Annotated in this window: 12 protein-coding genes and 1 tRNA gene; 6 read left to right on the forward strand and 7 right to left on the reverse strand. The window is 71.9% G+C overall.

The genetic code is table 11. From position 1 onward, the window contains the following. Positions 1-20: 20 nt before the first annotated feature. The 4 genes from ACZ466_RS26645 to htpX all read left to right on the forward strand — a co-directional run bounded on the left by ACZ466_RS26645 (position 21) and on the right by htpX (position 6,044). The gene (locus ACZ466_RS26645) at positions 21-2,063 is read left to right on the forward strand and encodes an NADH-quinone oxidoreductase subunit L (protein ID WP_378291979.1); all 2,043 of its coding nucleotides are present in this window, start codon (positions 21-23) and stop codon (positions 2,061-2,063) included. Beyond that, positions 2,060-3,568: a complex I subunit 4 family protein gene (locus ACZ466_RS26650; protein WP_378291977.1), complete on the forward strand. Its 1,509-nt coding sequence runs from the start codon at positions 2,060-2,062 to the stop codon at positions 3,566-3,568. The genes ACZ466_RS26645 and ACZ466_RS26650 overlap by 4 nt, the downstream gene beginning before the upstream one ends. A 46-nt stretch (positions 3,569-3,614) precedes the next feature. Next, positions 3,615-5,108, forward strand: a complete 1,494-nt coding sequence (locus ACZ466_RS26655) for an NADH-quinone oxidoreductase subunit N (protein WP_378291975.1) — start codon at positions 3,615-3,617, stop codon at positions 5,106-5,108. Between the two features lie 78 nt (positions 5,109-5,186). Then, on the forward strand, positions 5,187-6,044 hold the full coding sequence (gene htpX / locus ACZ466_RS26660) for a zinc metalloprotease HtpX (protein WP_378291973.1): 858 nt from the start codon (positions 5,187-5,189) through the stop codon (positions 6,042-6,044). Position 6,045: 1 nt separating this feature from the next. Here htpX and map read toward each other — a convergent pair whose 3' ends face one another. Next, positions 6,046-6,813 (reverse strand): type I methionyl aminopeptidase, encoded by a 768-nt coding sequence (gene map / locus ACZ466_RS26665; RefSeq protein WP_378291971.1) that lies wholly within the window; start codon positions 6,811-6,813, stop codon positions 6,046-6,048. Positions 6,814-6,848: 35 nt separating this feature from the next. Here map and ACZ466_RS26670 point away from each other — a divergent pair, with 35 nt between their 5' ends. After that, positions 6,849-7,112: a helix-turn-helix domain-containing protein gene (locus ACZ466_RS26670; protein WP_378291969.1), complete on the forward strand. Its 264-nt coding sequence runs from the start codon at positions 6,849-6,851 to the stop codon at positions 7,110-7,112. On the opposite strand, the gene ACZ466_RS26675 is transcribed toward ACZ466_RS26670, so the two are convergent. Continuing rightward, complete coding sequence (locus ACZ466_RS26675) at positions 7,109-8,332, reverse strand: acetamidase/formamidase family protein (protein WP_378291967.1); 1,224 nt, start codon at positions 8,330-8,332, stop codon at positions 7,109-7,111. The genes ACZ466_RS26670 and ACZ466_RS26675 overlap by 4 nt on opposite strands. Before the next feature lie 151 nt (positions 8,333-8,483). Then, positions 8,484-8,972 carry a YajQ family cyclic di-GMP-binding protein gene (locus ACZ466_RS26680; RefSeq protein WP_378291964.1) on the reverse strand — a complete coding sequence of 163 codons (489 nt, stop codon included), beginning with the start codon at positions 8,970-8,972 and terminating at the stop codon, positions 8,484-8,486. 171 nt (positions 8,973-9,143) lie between these two features. Here ACZ466_RS26680 and ACZ466_RS26685 point away from each other — a divergent pair. Beyond that, positions 9,144-9,228, forward strand: a tRNA-Tyr gene (locus ACZ466_RS26685). A gap of 127 nt (positions 9,229-9,355) precedes the next feature. On the opposite strand, the gene ACZ466_RS26690 is transcribed toward ACZ466_RS26685, so the two are convergent. The 4 genes from ACZ466_RS26690 to ACZ466_RS26705 all read right to left on the reverse strand — a co-directional run bounded on the left by ACZ466_RS26690 (position 9,356) and on the right by ACZ466_RS26705 (position 14,712). Next, positions 9,356-10,795 carry a tyrosine-type recombinase/integrase gene (locus ACZ466_RS26690; protein WP_378291962.1) on the reverse strand — a complete coding sequence of 480 codons (1,440 nt, stop codon included), beginning with the start codon at positions 10,793-10,795 and terminating at the stop codon, positions 9,356-9,358. After that, positions 10,792-10,992: a helix-turn-helix transcriptional regulator gene (locus tag ACZ466_RS26695; RefSeq protein WP_378291960.1), complete on the reverse strand. Its 201-nt coding sequence runs from the start codon at positions 10,990-10,992 to the stop codon at positions 10,792-10,794. Before ACZ466_RS26695 ends, ACZ466_RS26690 begins: the two co-directional genes overlap by 4 nt. Positions 10,993-11,188: 196 nt before the next feature. Further along, entirely contained in the window at positions 11,189-13,132 is a 1,944-nt protein-coding gene (locus tag ACZ466_RS26700; protein ID WP_378291958.1) for a DUF3987 domain-containing protein, read from the reverse strand. Next, positions 13,129-14,712: an IS1182 family transposase gene (locus ACZ466_RS26705; RefSeq protein ID WP_378293548.1), complete on the reverse strand. Its 1,584-nt coding sequence runs from the start codon at positions 14,710-14,712 to the stop codon at positions 13,129-13,131. The genes ACZ466_RS26700 and ACZ466_RS26705 overlap by 4 nt, the downstream gene beginning before the upstream one ends. Positions 14,713-14,856 lie beyond the last annotated feature (144 nt).

A 14,856-nucleotide genomic window follows, 5' to 3' on the forward strand; every position in this document is an offset into this window, starting at 1 on the left:
CGTCCCGAGGGGGGCGCCTCGTGATCGCGCTCGCCTCGCTGGTGATCCTGCTGCCGTTCGCGGCGGCGTTCGCCGGGATGCTGTTCGGCCCGCTGCTCTCCCGCCTGCTGCGCGCCCGCGGCACCCAGCCCGGCACGACACCCGAGCCCGCCACGTCACCCGAGCCCGTGCCCGGCGTCGAGCCCGTGCCCGGCGTCGAGCCCGTGCCCGGCGGCGGGCCGCGCGTGCCCGAGGAGGAGTGGCGGGACGCGGCGCGCGCCGCCGAGCGCTCCCCGCTGCGCAACGGCCCCGCGCTGATCGCGTGCGCGCCGGTCGCCCTCGCCACCGTGCTCGCGGCGATCGTCGCGTTCGGCGTCTGGCGCGAGCCGGGCGCCCGCACCGGCACGCTCACGCTGATCCCGACCGGCACCGTCCCGATCGAGGTCGGCCTGCTGGTGGACGGTCTCGCGGCGGTCGTCGGCCTCATGGTGTGCTGCGTGGCGCTGGCCGTCCAGCTCTACTCGGTCGCGTACATGGCCAAGGACCCGCGCTACTCCTCCTACGCGGCGTTCGTGTCGCTGTTCACCGCCGCGATGCTGCTGGTGGTGTACGCGGGCGACCTGATCTTCCTGTACGTCGGCTGGGAGGTCATGGGCGCCTGCTCGTACTTCCTGATCGGCCACCACTGGGAGGACCGGGCCAACTCGCGGGCGGCGGTCAAGGCGTTCCTCGTCACGCGGCTCGGCGACGTCGGCTTCCTGCTGGGCATCATCGTGCTGGGCCTGGGCGCCGGGACGTTCACCGTCGAGGGCGTCCTGGCCCGGATCCCGGCGATGCCGGACGCCACCGTCACCGCCGCGGCGCTGCTGCTGCTCGCCGGGGTGGCGGGCAAGAGCGCCCAGTTCCCGCTGCACACCTGGCTGCCGGACGCGATGGCGGGCCCGACGCCGATCAGCGCGCTGATCCACGCGGCCACCATGGTCGCCGCCGGGATCTTCGTCGTCGCCCGCCTGTACGGGGTGTTCCTGGCCGCCCCCGCCGCCCTGACCGTGCTCGGCCTGCTGGCGGTCGTGTCGATGGCGGGGTCGGCGCTGGCCGCGCTGGCCCAGGACGACCTCAAACGGGTGCTGGCGTACTCCACGATCAGCCAGCTCGCGGTGATGGCGGCCGGGCTGGCGGTGGGCGGGAACACCGCGGCGGTCTTCCACCTGCTCACGCACGGCGCGTTCAAGGCGCTGCTGTTCCTGGCGGCCGGGTGCGTGATCCTGGTCGCGGGGTCGACCATGCTGCGCGACTACGGCGGGCTGCGGCAGGGCATGCCGATCACGTTCTGGTCGATGACGGTCGGGCTGGCGGCGCTGGTCGGGGTGCCGCCCACCAGCGGCTGGTTCAGCAAGGACGCCGTCATCGAGGCGGCCCAGCACACGGCCCTGCACGGCGGCGAGCTGGCGACCGGCGCCGCCGCCGGGGCCGCGCCGCCGCACCTCCCGGGCGCCGTGGCCTGGACGGTCTACCTCGGGCTGCTGGTGACGGTGGCGCTGACCGCCGCGTACGCGATGCGGGCCTGGCTGATGACCTTCTTCGGGGAGCCGCGCGGCGCCTACGAGCTCCGGGAGGCGCCGAAGCTGATGGCGTGGCCGGTCGCGGCGCTCGCCGTCCCGTCCGCGATCCTCGGCTTCTTCGGTCTCGGCTCCCCCGAGCTGCGCCCCCACGTGGGGGCCGCGCTGCTGGCCCTGCTGTTCGCGGCGGCGGGGGGCGCGGCCGCGTTCCTCGTCTGGAACAAGGACCCGGCCCTCGATCCCGTGCGGGTGCTGGGCAGGCCCGTGCGCACCCTCTTCGCCCGCGGCTTCTTCGTGGACGAGGCGTACGCGTTCACGATCGTCCGTCCCGTGCGGGCACTGGCCTGGCGCGTCGCGGCGTTCGACGGCCGCGGGCTGGACACCTTCGTCGTCGGCGCCGCGCGCGGCGCGCGCCGGCTGGCCGGCCCGCTGCGCCTGCCGCAGAACGGCAACCCGCAGCTCTACCTCACCGGCCTCCTCGCCGGCATCGTCGTCATCACGGCCGGAGTGGTGATCTTCCTATGACCCTCGTGCTGATGACGGCGATCCCGCTCGCCGGGGCGCTGCTCCTGCTGCTGCCCGCCGAACGCTTCCTGCGCGGCGACACCGCCGTCCGCCGGTACGGGCTCGGCGTGTCCGGGGCCGTGCTGCTGGTCGCGCTGTGGGCGGTCGGCGCGTTCGACTTCGGCGCCACCTCGCGGATGCAGCTGGAGGTCGACCGGGCCTGGGCGCCCGCGATCGGGCTGCGCTTCCACCTCGGCGTCGACGGGATCTCGCTGCCGCTGGTCGTGCTGACCGCGCTGCTGACGTTCCTGTGCTTCGTCCACCTCACCAAGCACCCGCCGGCGGGGGGCGCGGCCCGGCTGCTCACCGCGCTGCTGCTGCTCCTGGAGGTCGGCCTGATCGGCACCTTCGTCGCCCTCGACATGGTGCTGTTCTTCGTGTTCTTCGAGGTCGTGCTGATCCCGATGTACGTGGTGATCGCGCGCTGGGGCGGGCCGGGCGGCCGCGCCGCCGCGTACAAGTTCATCCTGTACACGCTGCTCGGCTCCGGGCTGCTGCTGGCCGGGATGCTGCTGGTCGCGGTGAACGCAGGCACCCTCGACATGACCGAGCTGGCCGCGCGGCACGGCAACGGCGTCGCCCGCGGCGTCCAGATCACCGCGTTCCTCCTGATGGGGCTGGGGTTCGCGGTCAAGGCGCCGATGTGGCCGCTGCACACCTGGCTGCCCGACGCCCACACCGAGGCCCCGACGGTCGGGTCGGTGCTGCTGGCCGGGGTGCTGCTGAAGATGGGCACCTACGGCCTGGTCCGCGTCGCGCTGCCCGCCGCGCCGGACGGCGCCGAGTTCTGGGCGCCGTGGCTGGGGCTGCTCGCGGTCGCCGGGATCGTGTACGGGTCGCTGGCCTGCCTGGCCCAGCGCGACCTCAAACGGATGATCGCGTACTCGTCCGTCGGGCACATGGGCTTCGTGCTGCTGGGCATCGCCACCCTCACCCCGGTCGGCGTCAACGCGGCGCTGTTCGGCAACATCGCGCACGGCCTCATCACCGGGCTGCTGTTCTTCCTGGCGGGCGCGATCAAGGACCGGTACGGGACGGGCGACCTGGACGCCCTGGGCGGCGGCATGCTGGCGGCCGCGCCGCGCCTGGCCGCCTTCCTCACCTTCGCGTGCGTGGCGAGCCTGGGGCTGCCGGGGCTCGCCGGGTTCTGGGGCGAGATGCTGGCGCTGATCGGCGCGTACCGTCCGGCCGCCGGGCTGCCCCGCGAGACGTTCGTGACGTTCATGGCCGTGGCCGCGCTCGGCGCGGTGCTGACCGCCGCGTACTTCCTGCGCCTGCTTGCCAAGATCACCCATGGCCGTCCGGCGGAAGGCGGCCGGGGACGGGCCGCGGTCGCCGCGATCTCCCCGTACGAGTACGCCGCCTGGACCCCGCTGATCGCGCTCACCCTGCTGGTCGGCCTGTGGCCCAAGACGCTGCTGGACGTGACCACCGCCCCGGTCCGCGCACTCCTGGGAGGCGGCTGACCATGCGCACCACGCACCCGCGCGAGCCTCGGGAAGGGCGATCGGCATGATCCAGGGCATCGACTACGCGGCGATCGCGCCGCCGCTGATCCTGGCGGTGGCCGCGGTCGGGCTGCTGCTCGCCGACGCCTTCGACGTCCCGCGCCGCCTGCTCGGACCGCTGTGCGGAGCGGCGCTCGCGATCGCGCTGGGCGCGGTCGCGGCGCTGGCCGCCGGCGACCGCCGCGCCACCTTCTGCCTGACCGGCGACCTGCGCGGGAACGGCCCGCCGTCCTGCTCGTACGTCGCCGACGACTTCACGCTGCTGTTCCAGGGGATCGTGCTGGCCGCCGCGCTGGTCGTCGTGCTGCTGTCGCTGCGCGAGATCACCGCGTCCCGGATGCCCGCCGGCGAGTACCACTTCCTGCTGCTGGCCGCGATCATCGGCGCGCTGACCCTGGTCGCCGCCCGCGACCTGATCCTGCTGGTGGTGGCGCTGGAGACGCTGTCGCTGCCGGTGTTCGCGCTGGTCGCGCTGCGCCGCTACGACGGCGCCGCCTCCGAGGCCGCGCTCAAGCTGTTCCTGGTGTCGGTGGTCTCCGCCGCGATCATGCTGTTCGGGATCAGCCTGGTGTACGGCGCGACCGGCGCCATGCACCTGGACCGGATCGCGCCCGCCCTGGAGCGGCTGCCCGCCCACCTCGACCCGGTCGCCTCCGTCGGCGTGGTGCTGGTCCTGGCCGGATTCGGGTTCAAGGTCGCCGCCGTCCCGTTCCACTTCTGGGCTCCGGACGTCTACCAGGGCGCGCCGCTGCCGGTCGCGGCGTTCCTGTCGGTGGTGTCCAAGGCCGCCGGGTTCGCCGGGCTGGCGATCGTGCTGGCGCTGGGCTTCCCCGCCTACGGGCACGTCTGGGGGCCGCTGGTCGCCGTGCTGGCGGCGCTCACCATGACCCTGGGCAACCTGCTGGCGCTGCGCCAGCGGACCGCGATCCGGCTGCTGGCCTGGTCGTCGATCGCCCAGTCCGGCTACATGATCGCCCCGCTGGCGGTCGGCGCCCGCCGGCTCCCCGAGGCGGTCGCCGCGACCACCGCCTACGTCGCGCTGTACGCCGTCATGAACCTGGGCGCGTTCGCCGTCGTCGTCGCCGTCCACCGGCGGTCCGCGGGCCGGGGCCGCTGGGTCACCCTGGACGACTTCCGCGGCCTGGCCCGCAGCAGCCCCGCGTCCGCCGCGGCGCTCGCGTTCTTCCTGATCTGCCTGGCCGGGCTGCCGCCGGGTGTGATGGGGCTGTTCGCCAAGGTGGTCGTCTTCCGCGCCACCGTCGCCGGCGGAGTGACGTGGCTGGCCGTCGTCATGGCGGTCAACACGGTGATCGGGCTCTACTACTACCTGACCTGGGCCGCGAGCCTGTTCGCCGCGCCCGCGGACCGTCCCGGCGGGGCCCCCGCGGCGGACGCGGGCCCGGCCGTGCGGGCCGCGATCGCCGCCACCGCCGCCGGCGCGATCGTGCTCAGCGCGGCCCCGCAGCTGGTGCTGCAGACCGTCTCGACGGTCACCTGACCAGCGCCGACGCGGGAACGTTCCGCCAGGTCAACCCGTTTAAGCGTTAGCGTCGGACAAACGGGGAGGCAGGCGGACGTGCGGTTCAACGGCGTCAGGACGGCGGTGCTGATCGGCGCGCTGTCGGCATTGATGCTCGCCGCGGGGTGGACCCTCGGCGGCGGCGCCGGGCTGGCGATCGCCGTGGTCCTCGCGTTCGGCACCAACGGCGTCGCCTACTTCTTCAGCGACCGGATCGCGCTGCGCTCCATGCGCGCCCACCCGGTCGGCGAGGTCGAGGCGCCGATGCTCTACCGGCTGGTCCGCGAACTCGCCACCTCCGCCCGCCAGCCGATGCCCCGGCTGTACATCTCCGAGACGATGCAGCCCAACGCGTTCGCCACCGGCCGCAACCCGCGCAACGCCGCCGTGTGCTGCACGCGCGGAATCCTGCGGACGCTGGACGAGCGCGAACTGCGCGCCGTCCTCGGCCACGAGCTCTCCCACGTCTACAACCGCGACATCCTCATCTCCTCCGTCGCCGCCGCCATCGCCACACTGGTCACCTACCTGTCCTACCTGGCGATCTTCCTGCCGGTGGGCCGCGACGACGACGAGGACGGCCCCGGCCTGCTCGGCGCGCTGATGCTGCTGGTGCTGGGCCCCGTCGCCGCCGCCGTCGTCCAGATGGCCATCAGCCGCACCCGCGAGTTCCAGGCCGACGCCGCCGGCGCCCGCCTCACCGGCGACCCGCTGGCGCTGGCGTCCGCGCTGCGCAAGATCGAGGCCGGGACGCGGGCGCTGCCGCTGCCGCAGGACCCGGAGCTGGCCACCACCAGCTCCCTGATGATCTCCAACCCGTTCCGCGGCGTCGGGATCGGCCGGCTGTTCTCCACCCACCCGCCCGTCGAGGAGCGCATCGCCCGCCTGGAACGCATGGCGGGCCGCCGCCGCTGAGCTACGGCAGCGTCAGGATCACCGGCCCGTCCGCGGTGACCGCGATCGTGTGCTCGAAGTGGGCCGCGCGGCTGCCGTCCGCCGTGGCGATCGACCAGCCGTCCCGGAGCCCCACCGCGTCGTCGCGCCCGCCCTCCTCGAACATCGGCTCGATCGCGATCGTCAGGCCCTCCCGGAGGACGAGCCCGGTGCCGGGACGCCCGATGTTGGGCACCTCCGGGTCCTCGTGCATGGCCGTGCCGATGCCGTGCCCGGTGCAGCCCTCCAGGATCCCGTAGCCGGCCTCCCGCGCCGTCCGCTCGACCGCGTGGCCGAGATCGCCCATCCGCGCGCCGGGCCGGGCCGCCTCGATCGCCCGCTCCAGGGCCAGCCGCGTCACGTCCATCAGCCGCCGCCCCGCCTCGTCGGCCTCACCGACCGCGAACGTGACCGCCGCGTCCCCGTGGTAGCCGCCCAGCTCGGCGCCGCAGTCGACGGACACCAGATCGCCCGCGCGCAGCACCCGCCCGTCCGGGATCCCGTGCACGATCACCTCGTTGACCGACACGCACACCGTCCCCGGGTACGGCGTGGGCGACCAGTTCGGGTGGTAGTGCAGGAACGACGGCCGGGCGTCCAGCTCCTTGATCGTGCGCGCGGCCACGGCGTCCAGCTCGGCCAGGCTGACACCCGGCTCGGCCGCGCCCTCCACCGCGTCGAGTGTGCGGGCCACGACCCGGCCCGCCTCGCGCATGATCTCCAGCTCGCGGGGGTCTCGATAGGTCACCATGGGAAGATTCTAATACTCGTATTACTATCTCCATCATGGTGCGGACCCCACTGACCGAAGAGCAGCGCGACCGGGGCCGGGCCCTCGGCCAGATACTGCGCGCCGCCCGCGGCCCCCGCGGCGCCGCCGCCGTCGCCCACGAGGCCGGCATCTCCATCGACACCCTCCGCAAGATCGAACGCGGTGCCATCGCCGCCCCGGCCTTCTTCACCGTCGCCGCCCTCGCCCGCGTCCTCGACCTCGACCTCACCGACCTGGCCGGCACCCTCCAGCCGTTCGACGAGCGCCGCACCGCCTAACGGTCGAAATCCGCCTTCCGGATCAGCGCGTGGATCCCGGTGGTACGGTCCACGACCTGCGACACCTCGAAATCGGCCGCCGCCGACAGGTAGGCGTACGCCACCGCCTTCGCCATCCCCAGCTCCTCGTGCAGGAACGCGATCGCGTTGCGCACCGCCACCTTCATCGCCACGTCCAGCGACGTGACCTGCCCGCCGGCCCCGCCGTCCGGGTCCGACAGCCCGATCGGGATCCAGTGCTCGTCCGTCTCGGCGAACGGATACGAGAACGCCACCTCCGGAGCCCGCCCGCCCGGCCTGACCACCGTCAGCCGGAACGTTCCGCGCAGCGACCCCTCCAGCGCCGTCAACGCCACCTCGCCGTCCCCCTGCGCGAAATGCGGGTCGCCCACGAAGAACAGCGCGTCCGGCACCTGGACGGGCAGGTACAGCGTCGACCCCACCCCGAGCTCGTTGATGTCGAGATTCCCGCCCGCGACCGTCGGCGGCACCGAATGGACCGGCTCCGCCGTGTCGACCGCCACCCCCATGACCCCCATGAACGGCGCCAGCGGGAACCGCACGTTCCCCGGCAGCACCCCGTGCCCCCGCTCCACCCGCGTGAACACCGAGATGTTGCCGAACTCGTTCAGGTACGGCCGCGTCTGCGGGTCGTCCTTGATGCTCTCCGGATACTCGCCGGGCAGCGCGCCCTTGCCGTGCCGGTTGGACACCACCCCGTACGGCACCCGCATCGACAGGTCCAGCACATCGATCCTCAGCACATCACCGGGCCGCGCGCCCCGTACCGCCACCGGGCCCGTCACGATGTGCGGGCCGTCCGCCGCGAAGTCGTGCTCCATCCTCGACGCCGCGATCTGCCGCGCGTCCTCCAGCACCCGCCCCCGCGGCACCCCGTGATCACCGAAGAACGCCACGGGATCGCGCCCCTGATCCTCCAGGATCCCCTCGTGCGACACCGTGTCGACCGTCACCAGCCCCCCGGAGGCCACGCTCACCACGGGCTTGGCCGTACGGTTCGGCAGATACCCCCACCGCACCGTCTCCGGCGACGACTTCAGGTAGACGCCCCGCGGCCGGCCCCGCTCCGGCTGCAGCACCTCCGCCTTCGCCGTCCCCGCGATCCCGGCCACCCCGAGGGCCGCCGCCGCCATGAGCATCCCGCGCCGCCCGAGCCCGCTCCTGAGCACCTCGGCCGCCCGCGCACCATCGTGAATCATGCCGCGGACGCTAGGGCCACGCTGTTACCGCGACATTCCGGACATGTTCCCTCAAGATCTCACGCGAACAACCCGGCCGCCCGCCCCGTCATACACACTGAGCGCGCCGGACTTCCTCAGCGGGGGAGGGGGACCGGCGCGCTCACCAGCGTCACCGGTAGTTGGTGAACTGCAGCGCCACGTCCAGGTCCTTGCCCTTCAGCAGCGCGATGACGTCCTGCAGGTCGTCCTTCTTCTTCGAGCTGACCCGCAGCTCCTCACCCTGGATCTGGGCCTTGATCCCCTTGGGCCCCTCATCCCGGATGATCTTGCTGATCTTCTTGGCGTTCTCCTGGGAGATGCCCTCCTTGAGCGCCACCCCGATCTTGTAGACCTTCCCGGACGCCTTCGGCTCCCCCGGCTCGATCGCCTTCAGCGAGATCGCCCGCTTGACGAGCTTGTCCTTGAGCACGTCCAGCACCGCCAGCGCCCGCTCCTCGGTGTTCGCCTGGATCTCGATGGCCTCCCCGGACCACTTGATCCCCGCGTCCACGTTCCGGAAGTCGAACCGGTTGGCGACCTCCTTGGCCGCCTGGTTCAGCGCGTTGTCGACCTCCTGCCGGTCGAGCTTGCTCACGATGTCAAAAGAAGAGTCCGCCACCGGACACCCAGCCCTTCTACCGAGAAGCCGGCCCTCGCACACCCCTGCCGCCGGCGCGTATCGCCTCAGCGTAGCGACCCGCCCGCCACCCCGCCGCCCACCGCTCCCCGATGTCACGACCACTCCCACCGTCCGCTATTCTTTCCAGTGCCGTCGCAGAAGCGACACCACGGCGGGTTGCCCGAGTGGCCAATGGGAGCGGACTGTAAATCCGTCGGCTTAGCCTACGCAGGTTCGAACCCTGCACCCGCCACCATCACGTAGAACGGCCCCTCACCAGGGAAGACATGGGTGAGGGGCCGTTCGCTACTGTCCGGCTGTGCCCGGCGATCAACGGACTTCTACAGGCGGCTGTGCCGAATACGTGCCGAAGATTCTCGGGGCTAGGCAGCGTCTTCCGTGTCGCCTTGGCCCGTGCTCTGACGGGGTTCCAATCGCCTCCTCGTCCATCGCGTCGCCTCGGTGATCCGGCGCTTGGCTTCCTCCTCTTGGCTGGCGATGCACTTCGCGTAGACGCGGAGAAGGGCGGCGACGCTGTGTCCGGCCCACTCGCCGACCTGGGCGGGCGGGACACCGGCGCTCAGCCACGTGGACACAGCGGCGTGCCGCAGCGCGTACGGCGTCTCGGCGAGTGGCGAAGCGGCCTCCTCGGCCGTCAGCGCCTTCCCGCGGGCCTTCCGCCACACCCCTAGGTACGTCCGGTCGGTCATGATCCCGCCACGCGGGCCGACGAACAGCCGGGCGCCGGGTCGGATGTGGAACTGGGCGATGTGTTCGCGGAGGATCCGGACGAGATCGGGATGCAGCGGGACGGGGCGCGTCTCGCCGGGCGCCCGATGCTTGAGTGGTTGCCTGTCACGCGGCTTCCCCTCGTTCGTCCAGCGGGAACCGCTGCGAGGCTCAGCATGGGTGAGGCGCATCTCGCCCCATCCCTCCTCGGGGAGCGAGATCAGGTTCTCGGGGCGAAGGTCTACGGTCTCTTCCGGGCGGAGTGCCGCGTAGTACATGACGGCGAAGAACGCCACCATGCGCCGGCCGCGCTCGCCCTGCTGCCGGACACCGTCCAGGAGCCGCGCGGCTTGCTCCGGATTGACCACGACGCGCATGTCGAGGGTGTGAGCCTTGCGGGGGCGAGTCCACTGGACCCGCTTGAGCGGGTTACCGGTCAAGATCCGGCGCTCACAGGCGTACTCAAGCGCGTTGTTGAACGTGACGCGCTTGCGGTAGACCGTGCTGCCAGCGGCGGCCTTTCCGTCTTGCTTGACGCTCAAGCGGTCCAGGACGGCGCGGGCGAGTTCTGGTCCCTTGCCCTCCGGGTCCAGGTCCGCCATGTCGATGGTGTTGCGCTCAAGCCATCGGAGGGCGGGGACGAGATCCTCGGGTGGCTCTCCGCCCTTCTGGAGACGTTCGCTGTACGCCCAGCTTCGCAGCGCGGCGCGCAGCTCCTTACGGCTCGGGGCGCCCTGCTGCGTGGACAGCAGGGCCTCTGTCGCGTCCGTGAGCGCCTCGGCGATGCCCCGTCGATGGTTGGGGGAGACATGAGGCCACTTGGCTGCCGTGTAGTCGAGTGAGAAGGCGTACCACGTGATCGCGTTCTCTGCGCGCTGCCACGACACAGGGCGGCCGGTTCGGGCGTCGAAAGCCTGCCCTTTGTTGGCTGCGCTGCGCAACTCGGCAAGGAAGCTGTCGGCTTGGGCCTTCCGGCGGAACGGCTCTTTCCAGGTTCGGCGACCAACCTTCCATCGGACGGTGTAGGTCGTGACGCGCTTCCCCTTGTAGACCTCGGTCTTGTAGATGCGCACGTCGTAGGTGATGGTGCTCATGGGGTGGCGTCCTCCAGGTCGGTGAACCATGCGTCAAGGTCCGAGCGCCGGATTCGGAGATCTCCGTTAGGCATCCGGGTGCATTTGGGGCCCAACCCCTTGGCGCGCCAGTCGTAGAAGGTGGACCGGGCGATCTTGAGTTCGGCGCAGACCTCGCGGACGGTCAACTTCTCGTCAGGGCGCGTCAGGGTCGGCAAGTCGCTACCTCGGTTCTCCGCTGAGCGTGATCGGTAGGGGCGTGGTCGGTGCTGTGCTTGGTGGCTGTGGACAGACGGCGGCCGGCGTCGAAGACTCGCCGAGGTGGGAGGCGACAGCGGTGAAGCACGTCAGCGGAATTCAGCAGAATCCTTTGTGCTGGTTTCTGCTGACGCGCTGCGCCGCTGACGGGCGGGATCATCGGGCGCCCTCGGTCGCGCTGGGGTGGGTCTCGTAGGTGGGTCCTGCTTTGCGGCCTCGGCCGGTCTTGGGCGGGGCGGGGAGACGGCGGATCCAACCGTGCGACTCCAGGACGCGGAGCGCGGGGTCAAGGTCGGTGACCTTCTTGAAGCGCCGGAGCGAGGACAGCACGTCACGGGCGCTGAATTGGGTGGTGCCGGTGCGTTCGATCCAGTCGAGGAGGGCGCGGGCATCGGCGATGGCGGGGTCTGCGCCGATGGCGTCGTAGGCGGCTTGGGCGTGGACGGTGAAGTACTCGCCGATCTCGTGGGCGTTGAGGAGCGTGCCGAGGTCGATGGGGCGGTTCCATCCGGTGCGGAAGTGCTCGGCGAGGTGGAGCAGGGCGGCGATGCGCACCACGGCGCCCACGTACTTGCCGCCCCAGTCGGTCATGTGTGCCAGGTCGCCGGTACCGGGGCGGAATCGGGCCTCGGTGTCGTCGAGGAGTGCGCGGACGGCGGCCTCGGCCTCGGGGGTGAGTTCCAGCGTGACCGGCTCGTCGAGGGCGTCCACGGAAAGGATGAGCGCGGTGAGGTTGGTGTTGTAGGTGGTGCGGGTGTATTCGGGTATCGGGGCAGGGTCGGACTTGCGGTAGCCGAGCAGGGACTTGGGCACCGAGTACAGGAGCCGGCCGAGTAGTCCTTGTTCTTGGAACTGGGGCGTCTCGCCGAGGCGTGCCAGCACTCCCGGTTGGGTGCAGATGCCGAGGGTGATGGTTGCAGCGGGGATGCGTTCGGAGGGGCGTCCCATGCGGTCGATGCGCATTTCCTCGCCCGCGTGGCCGGACTTGAGGACGGCGAAGTTGGGCGCGCCGGAGTAGCGCCCGGCGGCGATGGAGAAGACCTCTCCCTCGGGCGAGAGGATCGCGAATCGCCCGCCCTGCTCGGCCAGGTGAGTGGTCAGTCGCTCAACGGTGGCGTCGTCGGAGAACAGGCACGGCTCGGCCGGGACGGTGATCTCTTCCAGGGCGAGGCGTGCGGCGGCGGCCTCGTCGAGGGCGGCGGCTTGCTGGGTCGGGTCGGGCGTTGTGGCGGCGGCCTTCTCGGTTTTCTCGGCGCGGGCCTCGGCGACGCGGCGGGAGATTGCGGCCTCGGCGATGAGGGGGCGGGCCTGGTCGATGAGGACGCGTTCGGCCTCGCGGATGGGGGCCGTCATGTGCTTGTAGACCTCGGACTTGCGGTTGCCCGGAGGCAGGACGACCAGCGTGAAAAGGTTGGTTGGTTCGGTCCAGGTGGTGGCCTTGGCCCAGACCTTTCCGCCGGCGGCGACGGCCAGGACGGCGAGGGCGAGGCTTCCGGCGAGGTCGGGCGGAGTCTGAGTGACCTCGGCGAGAGCGGCGGCATAGTCGCCGAGCCAGCCAGGAAGCGCCCGGAGGGGGAAGGGCGGTAGGTCTGGGGCCGACGAGAGCGGGGCGGGGTCGGGCCACCCCTTGGCGTTGTGGGCGGCGACAGCGGCCAACTCGGCGGCGACGGCGGTACGGAGTTCGGCGATGTCGTCGCCGGAGGCGCCGTAGCCAAGCTGCATGAGGCGCGTTCCGGCGGTCACCACGCGGCGGGCATAGGCCAAATCCCGGACGAGGTAGGCGTAGTAGGTGACGTTCGCGGCTGTAGGAACGCCGCTCATAAGTGTGTGCAGGTACGGGGCGCCCCCGATCTTGGTGAGGTCGCGCGGATTGATGGTCGAGGCGACGGCGACCGGTTCGTAGGGCGCTCCGCGGTCGGCGAGGGCGACGATGGTGTCCCAGATGAGGCCGTGTGCGGGGCGGTAGAACTCGCTGCCGTCCAGGAGCGTGCGGGCCTGGTCGAGGGCGGGCGGGGAGAGCATGACGGCGCCTAGAAGACTGCTGAAGATCTTGTTAGAGGGGCTGTCCGGCCGTGGGCCGGACAGCCCCTCTGTGGTCATGCGTTGGCCGAGGACAGATGCCAGGTGCTGTTGGTCCGGGTGAGTCCGAGGTTGATGAGTCGGCGGAGGTTGAGGGCGGCGGCCCGGGTGTGCAGCCAGGCGTCGCCTGCGATGGTGCCGCGGTGGCGCAGGCGGCGGTTGCCGTGGTGGACGAGCCAGGCGACGGCGCGTTCGACCGGTGGTCTCCAGCGGCGGTAGTCGGCTTGCCAGGCCGGATCGCCGGCCGCCTGGCGGCGGGCGGCGGCCTGGAGGTCGTGGTGGGGGCGGATGGTCAGGATGCGGCCGGCCTTGGCGTTGGTGCACCGCTCGCGCAGGGGGCACCCGGTGCAGAGCTTTCCGAACGTGGCTTTGCGCTGGTGGTGTCGCCCGCCGGGTTCCGTTAAGGGAGCGGTGTGCCCGGCGGGGCAGGTCACGGTGCCGGTGGTGGTGTCGATGGCGAAGTCGTCCAGGGTGAAGCCGCCGGGGATGGCGGGCCGCAGCGGGGCGGGTTTGATGAACAGCCGGTGCCCGGCGGCGGTGAGGGCCCGGCGGGCCTGGCCGGTGGAGTAGGCGGTGTCGCCGAAGACCTCCACCGGCGTGTCCTCGCAGGAGAGCAGGTCCAGGCCGACGACGGCCTCATGGTGGGCGGGCCCGGCGCCCGGTCGCAGGGCCACGGCGGTGAACAGGCCGGTTTCGGGCTCGACGGCCAGGTGGGCCTTGAAGCCGTCCTGGCGGTGGCTGCGGGTCTTGTGGACATGCCTGGCCTGGGGATCGACGACCGAGATCACCCGGTCGGGGGCGGTGCCGTCGGTGATGCGCCAGCGTCCGTCGCGGCCGTCGGACCCGCCGGCCGGTTCGACGTCCTGACCGGCGACCAGGGCCAGGATGCCGACCGCGTTCGCGGCCCGTTCGCCCAGTTCCTGCTCGGGCAGGTGCCCCAGCAGCCGCAGCGCGTCGGTGACCAGCGCGTCCACCAGCTCGGCGCGGGCCTGCTCATCGTCCCAGGCGATGCGGGGCTTGCCCGCCTGGGCGTAGTCGTGCGCGGTGCACCGGGCGGCGGCGACCCCGGCCGCTCCCGGCACCTCGCGGATCACCGCCCGGACGGCGGCGATCAGCTGGGTGACGGTGTCCTGGGTGGCCACCGCATCGTCCAGCACGGTCGAGTCCAGCGCCCGCCGCTGCCGGCCCTTGAGCACCCCGGTCGCCTGGACGACCTGCCGGACGGCCTCGAAAATCCGGTCCGGCCGGGCCGAACGCGCCAGCCGGCGACGGAAGTAGGCCAGCAGCGACGGGTGGAACGCGGTGTCGTGAAGGCCCAGCCCGCAGGCGGCCTTCCACCGCAGGTCACACCGCAACTCCTGCACCGTCTCAAAGTCCGACAGCCCGTGCAGGGCCTGCAGCAGGATCGCCGCGGCAAGGATCTGCGGCGGCATCGAGGGCCGCCCGTTGGCCGAGGGATACATGTCGGCGAACATCTCCGCCGGGAACAACGCGCCACGGTGCTCGGCCAGGAACGCGAACACGCTCCCGGCCGGGATCAGCTCCCGGCACGTCTCCCACACATCCGGACCGACCCTCTCCCCGGCCCATTCACCCATCACCACACCACACCACACTGGCCCCGCCGCAACCGCGACGGGGCCAGAACCCCAAGATCTTCAGCAGTCTTCTAGGACGTGTTGCTCGGCGTCGATGTTGTGGGGGTGGGGGCGGACGAAGTCGGCGAGGCCGGTTCCGGCGGGCTC

The sequence above is a fragment of the Actinomadura rugatobispora genome, from assembly GCF_055379765.1.

Bases quoted from the DNA above. Each gene is read 5' to 3' on its own strand.
- ACZ466_RS26650 (WP_378291977.1), top strand. From the start codon at position 2,060: ATGACCCTCGTGCTGATGACGGCGATCCCGCTCGCCGGGGCGCTGCTC.
- ACZ466_RS26690 (WP_378291962.1), bottom strand. From the start codon at position 10,795: ATGAGCACCATCACCTACGACGTGCGCATCTACAAGACCGAGGTCTAC.
- ACZ466_RS26655 (WP_378291975.1), top strand. From the start codon at position 3,615: ATGATCCAGGGCATCGACTACGCGGCGATCGCGCCGCCGCTGATCCTG.
- ACZ466_RS26670 (WP_378291969.1), top strand. From the start codon at position 6,849: ATGGTGCGGACCCCACTGACCGAAGAGCAGCGCGACCGGGGCCGGGCC.
- ACZ466_RS26700 (WP_378291958.1), bottom strand. From the start codon at position 13,132: ATGACCACAGAGGGGCTGTCCGGCCCACGGCCGGACAGCCCCTCTAAC.
- map (WP_378291971.1), bottom strand. From the start codon at position 6,813: ATGGTGACCTATCGAGACCCCCGCGAGCTGGAGATCATGCGCGAGGCG.
- ACZ466_RS26675 (WP_378291967.1), bottom strand. From the start codon at position 8,332: ATGATTCACGATGGTGCGCGGGCGGCCGAGGTGCTCAGGAGCGGGCTC.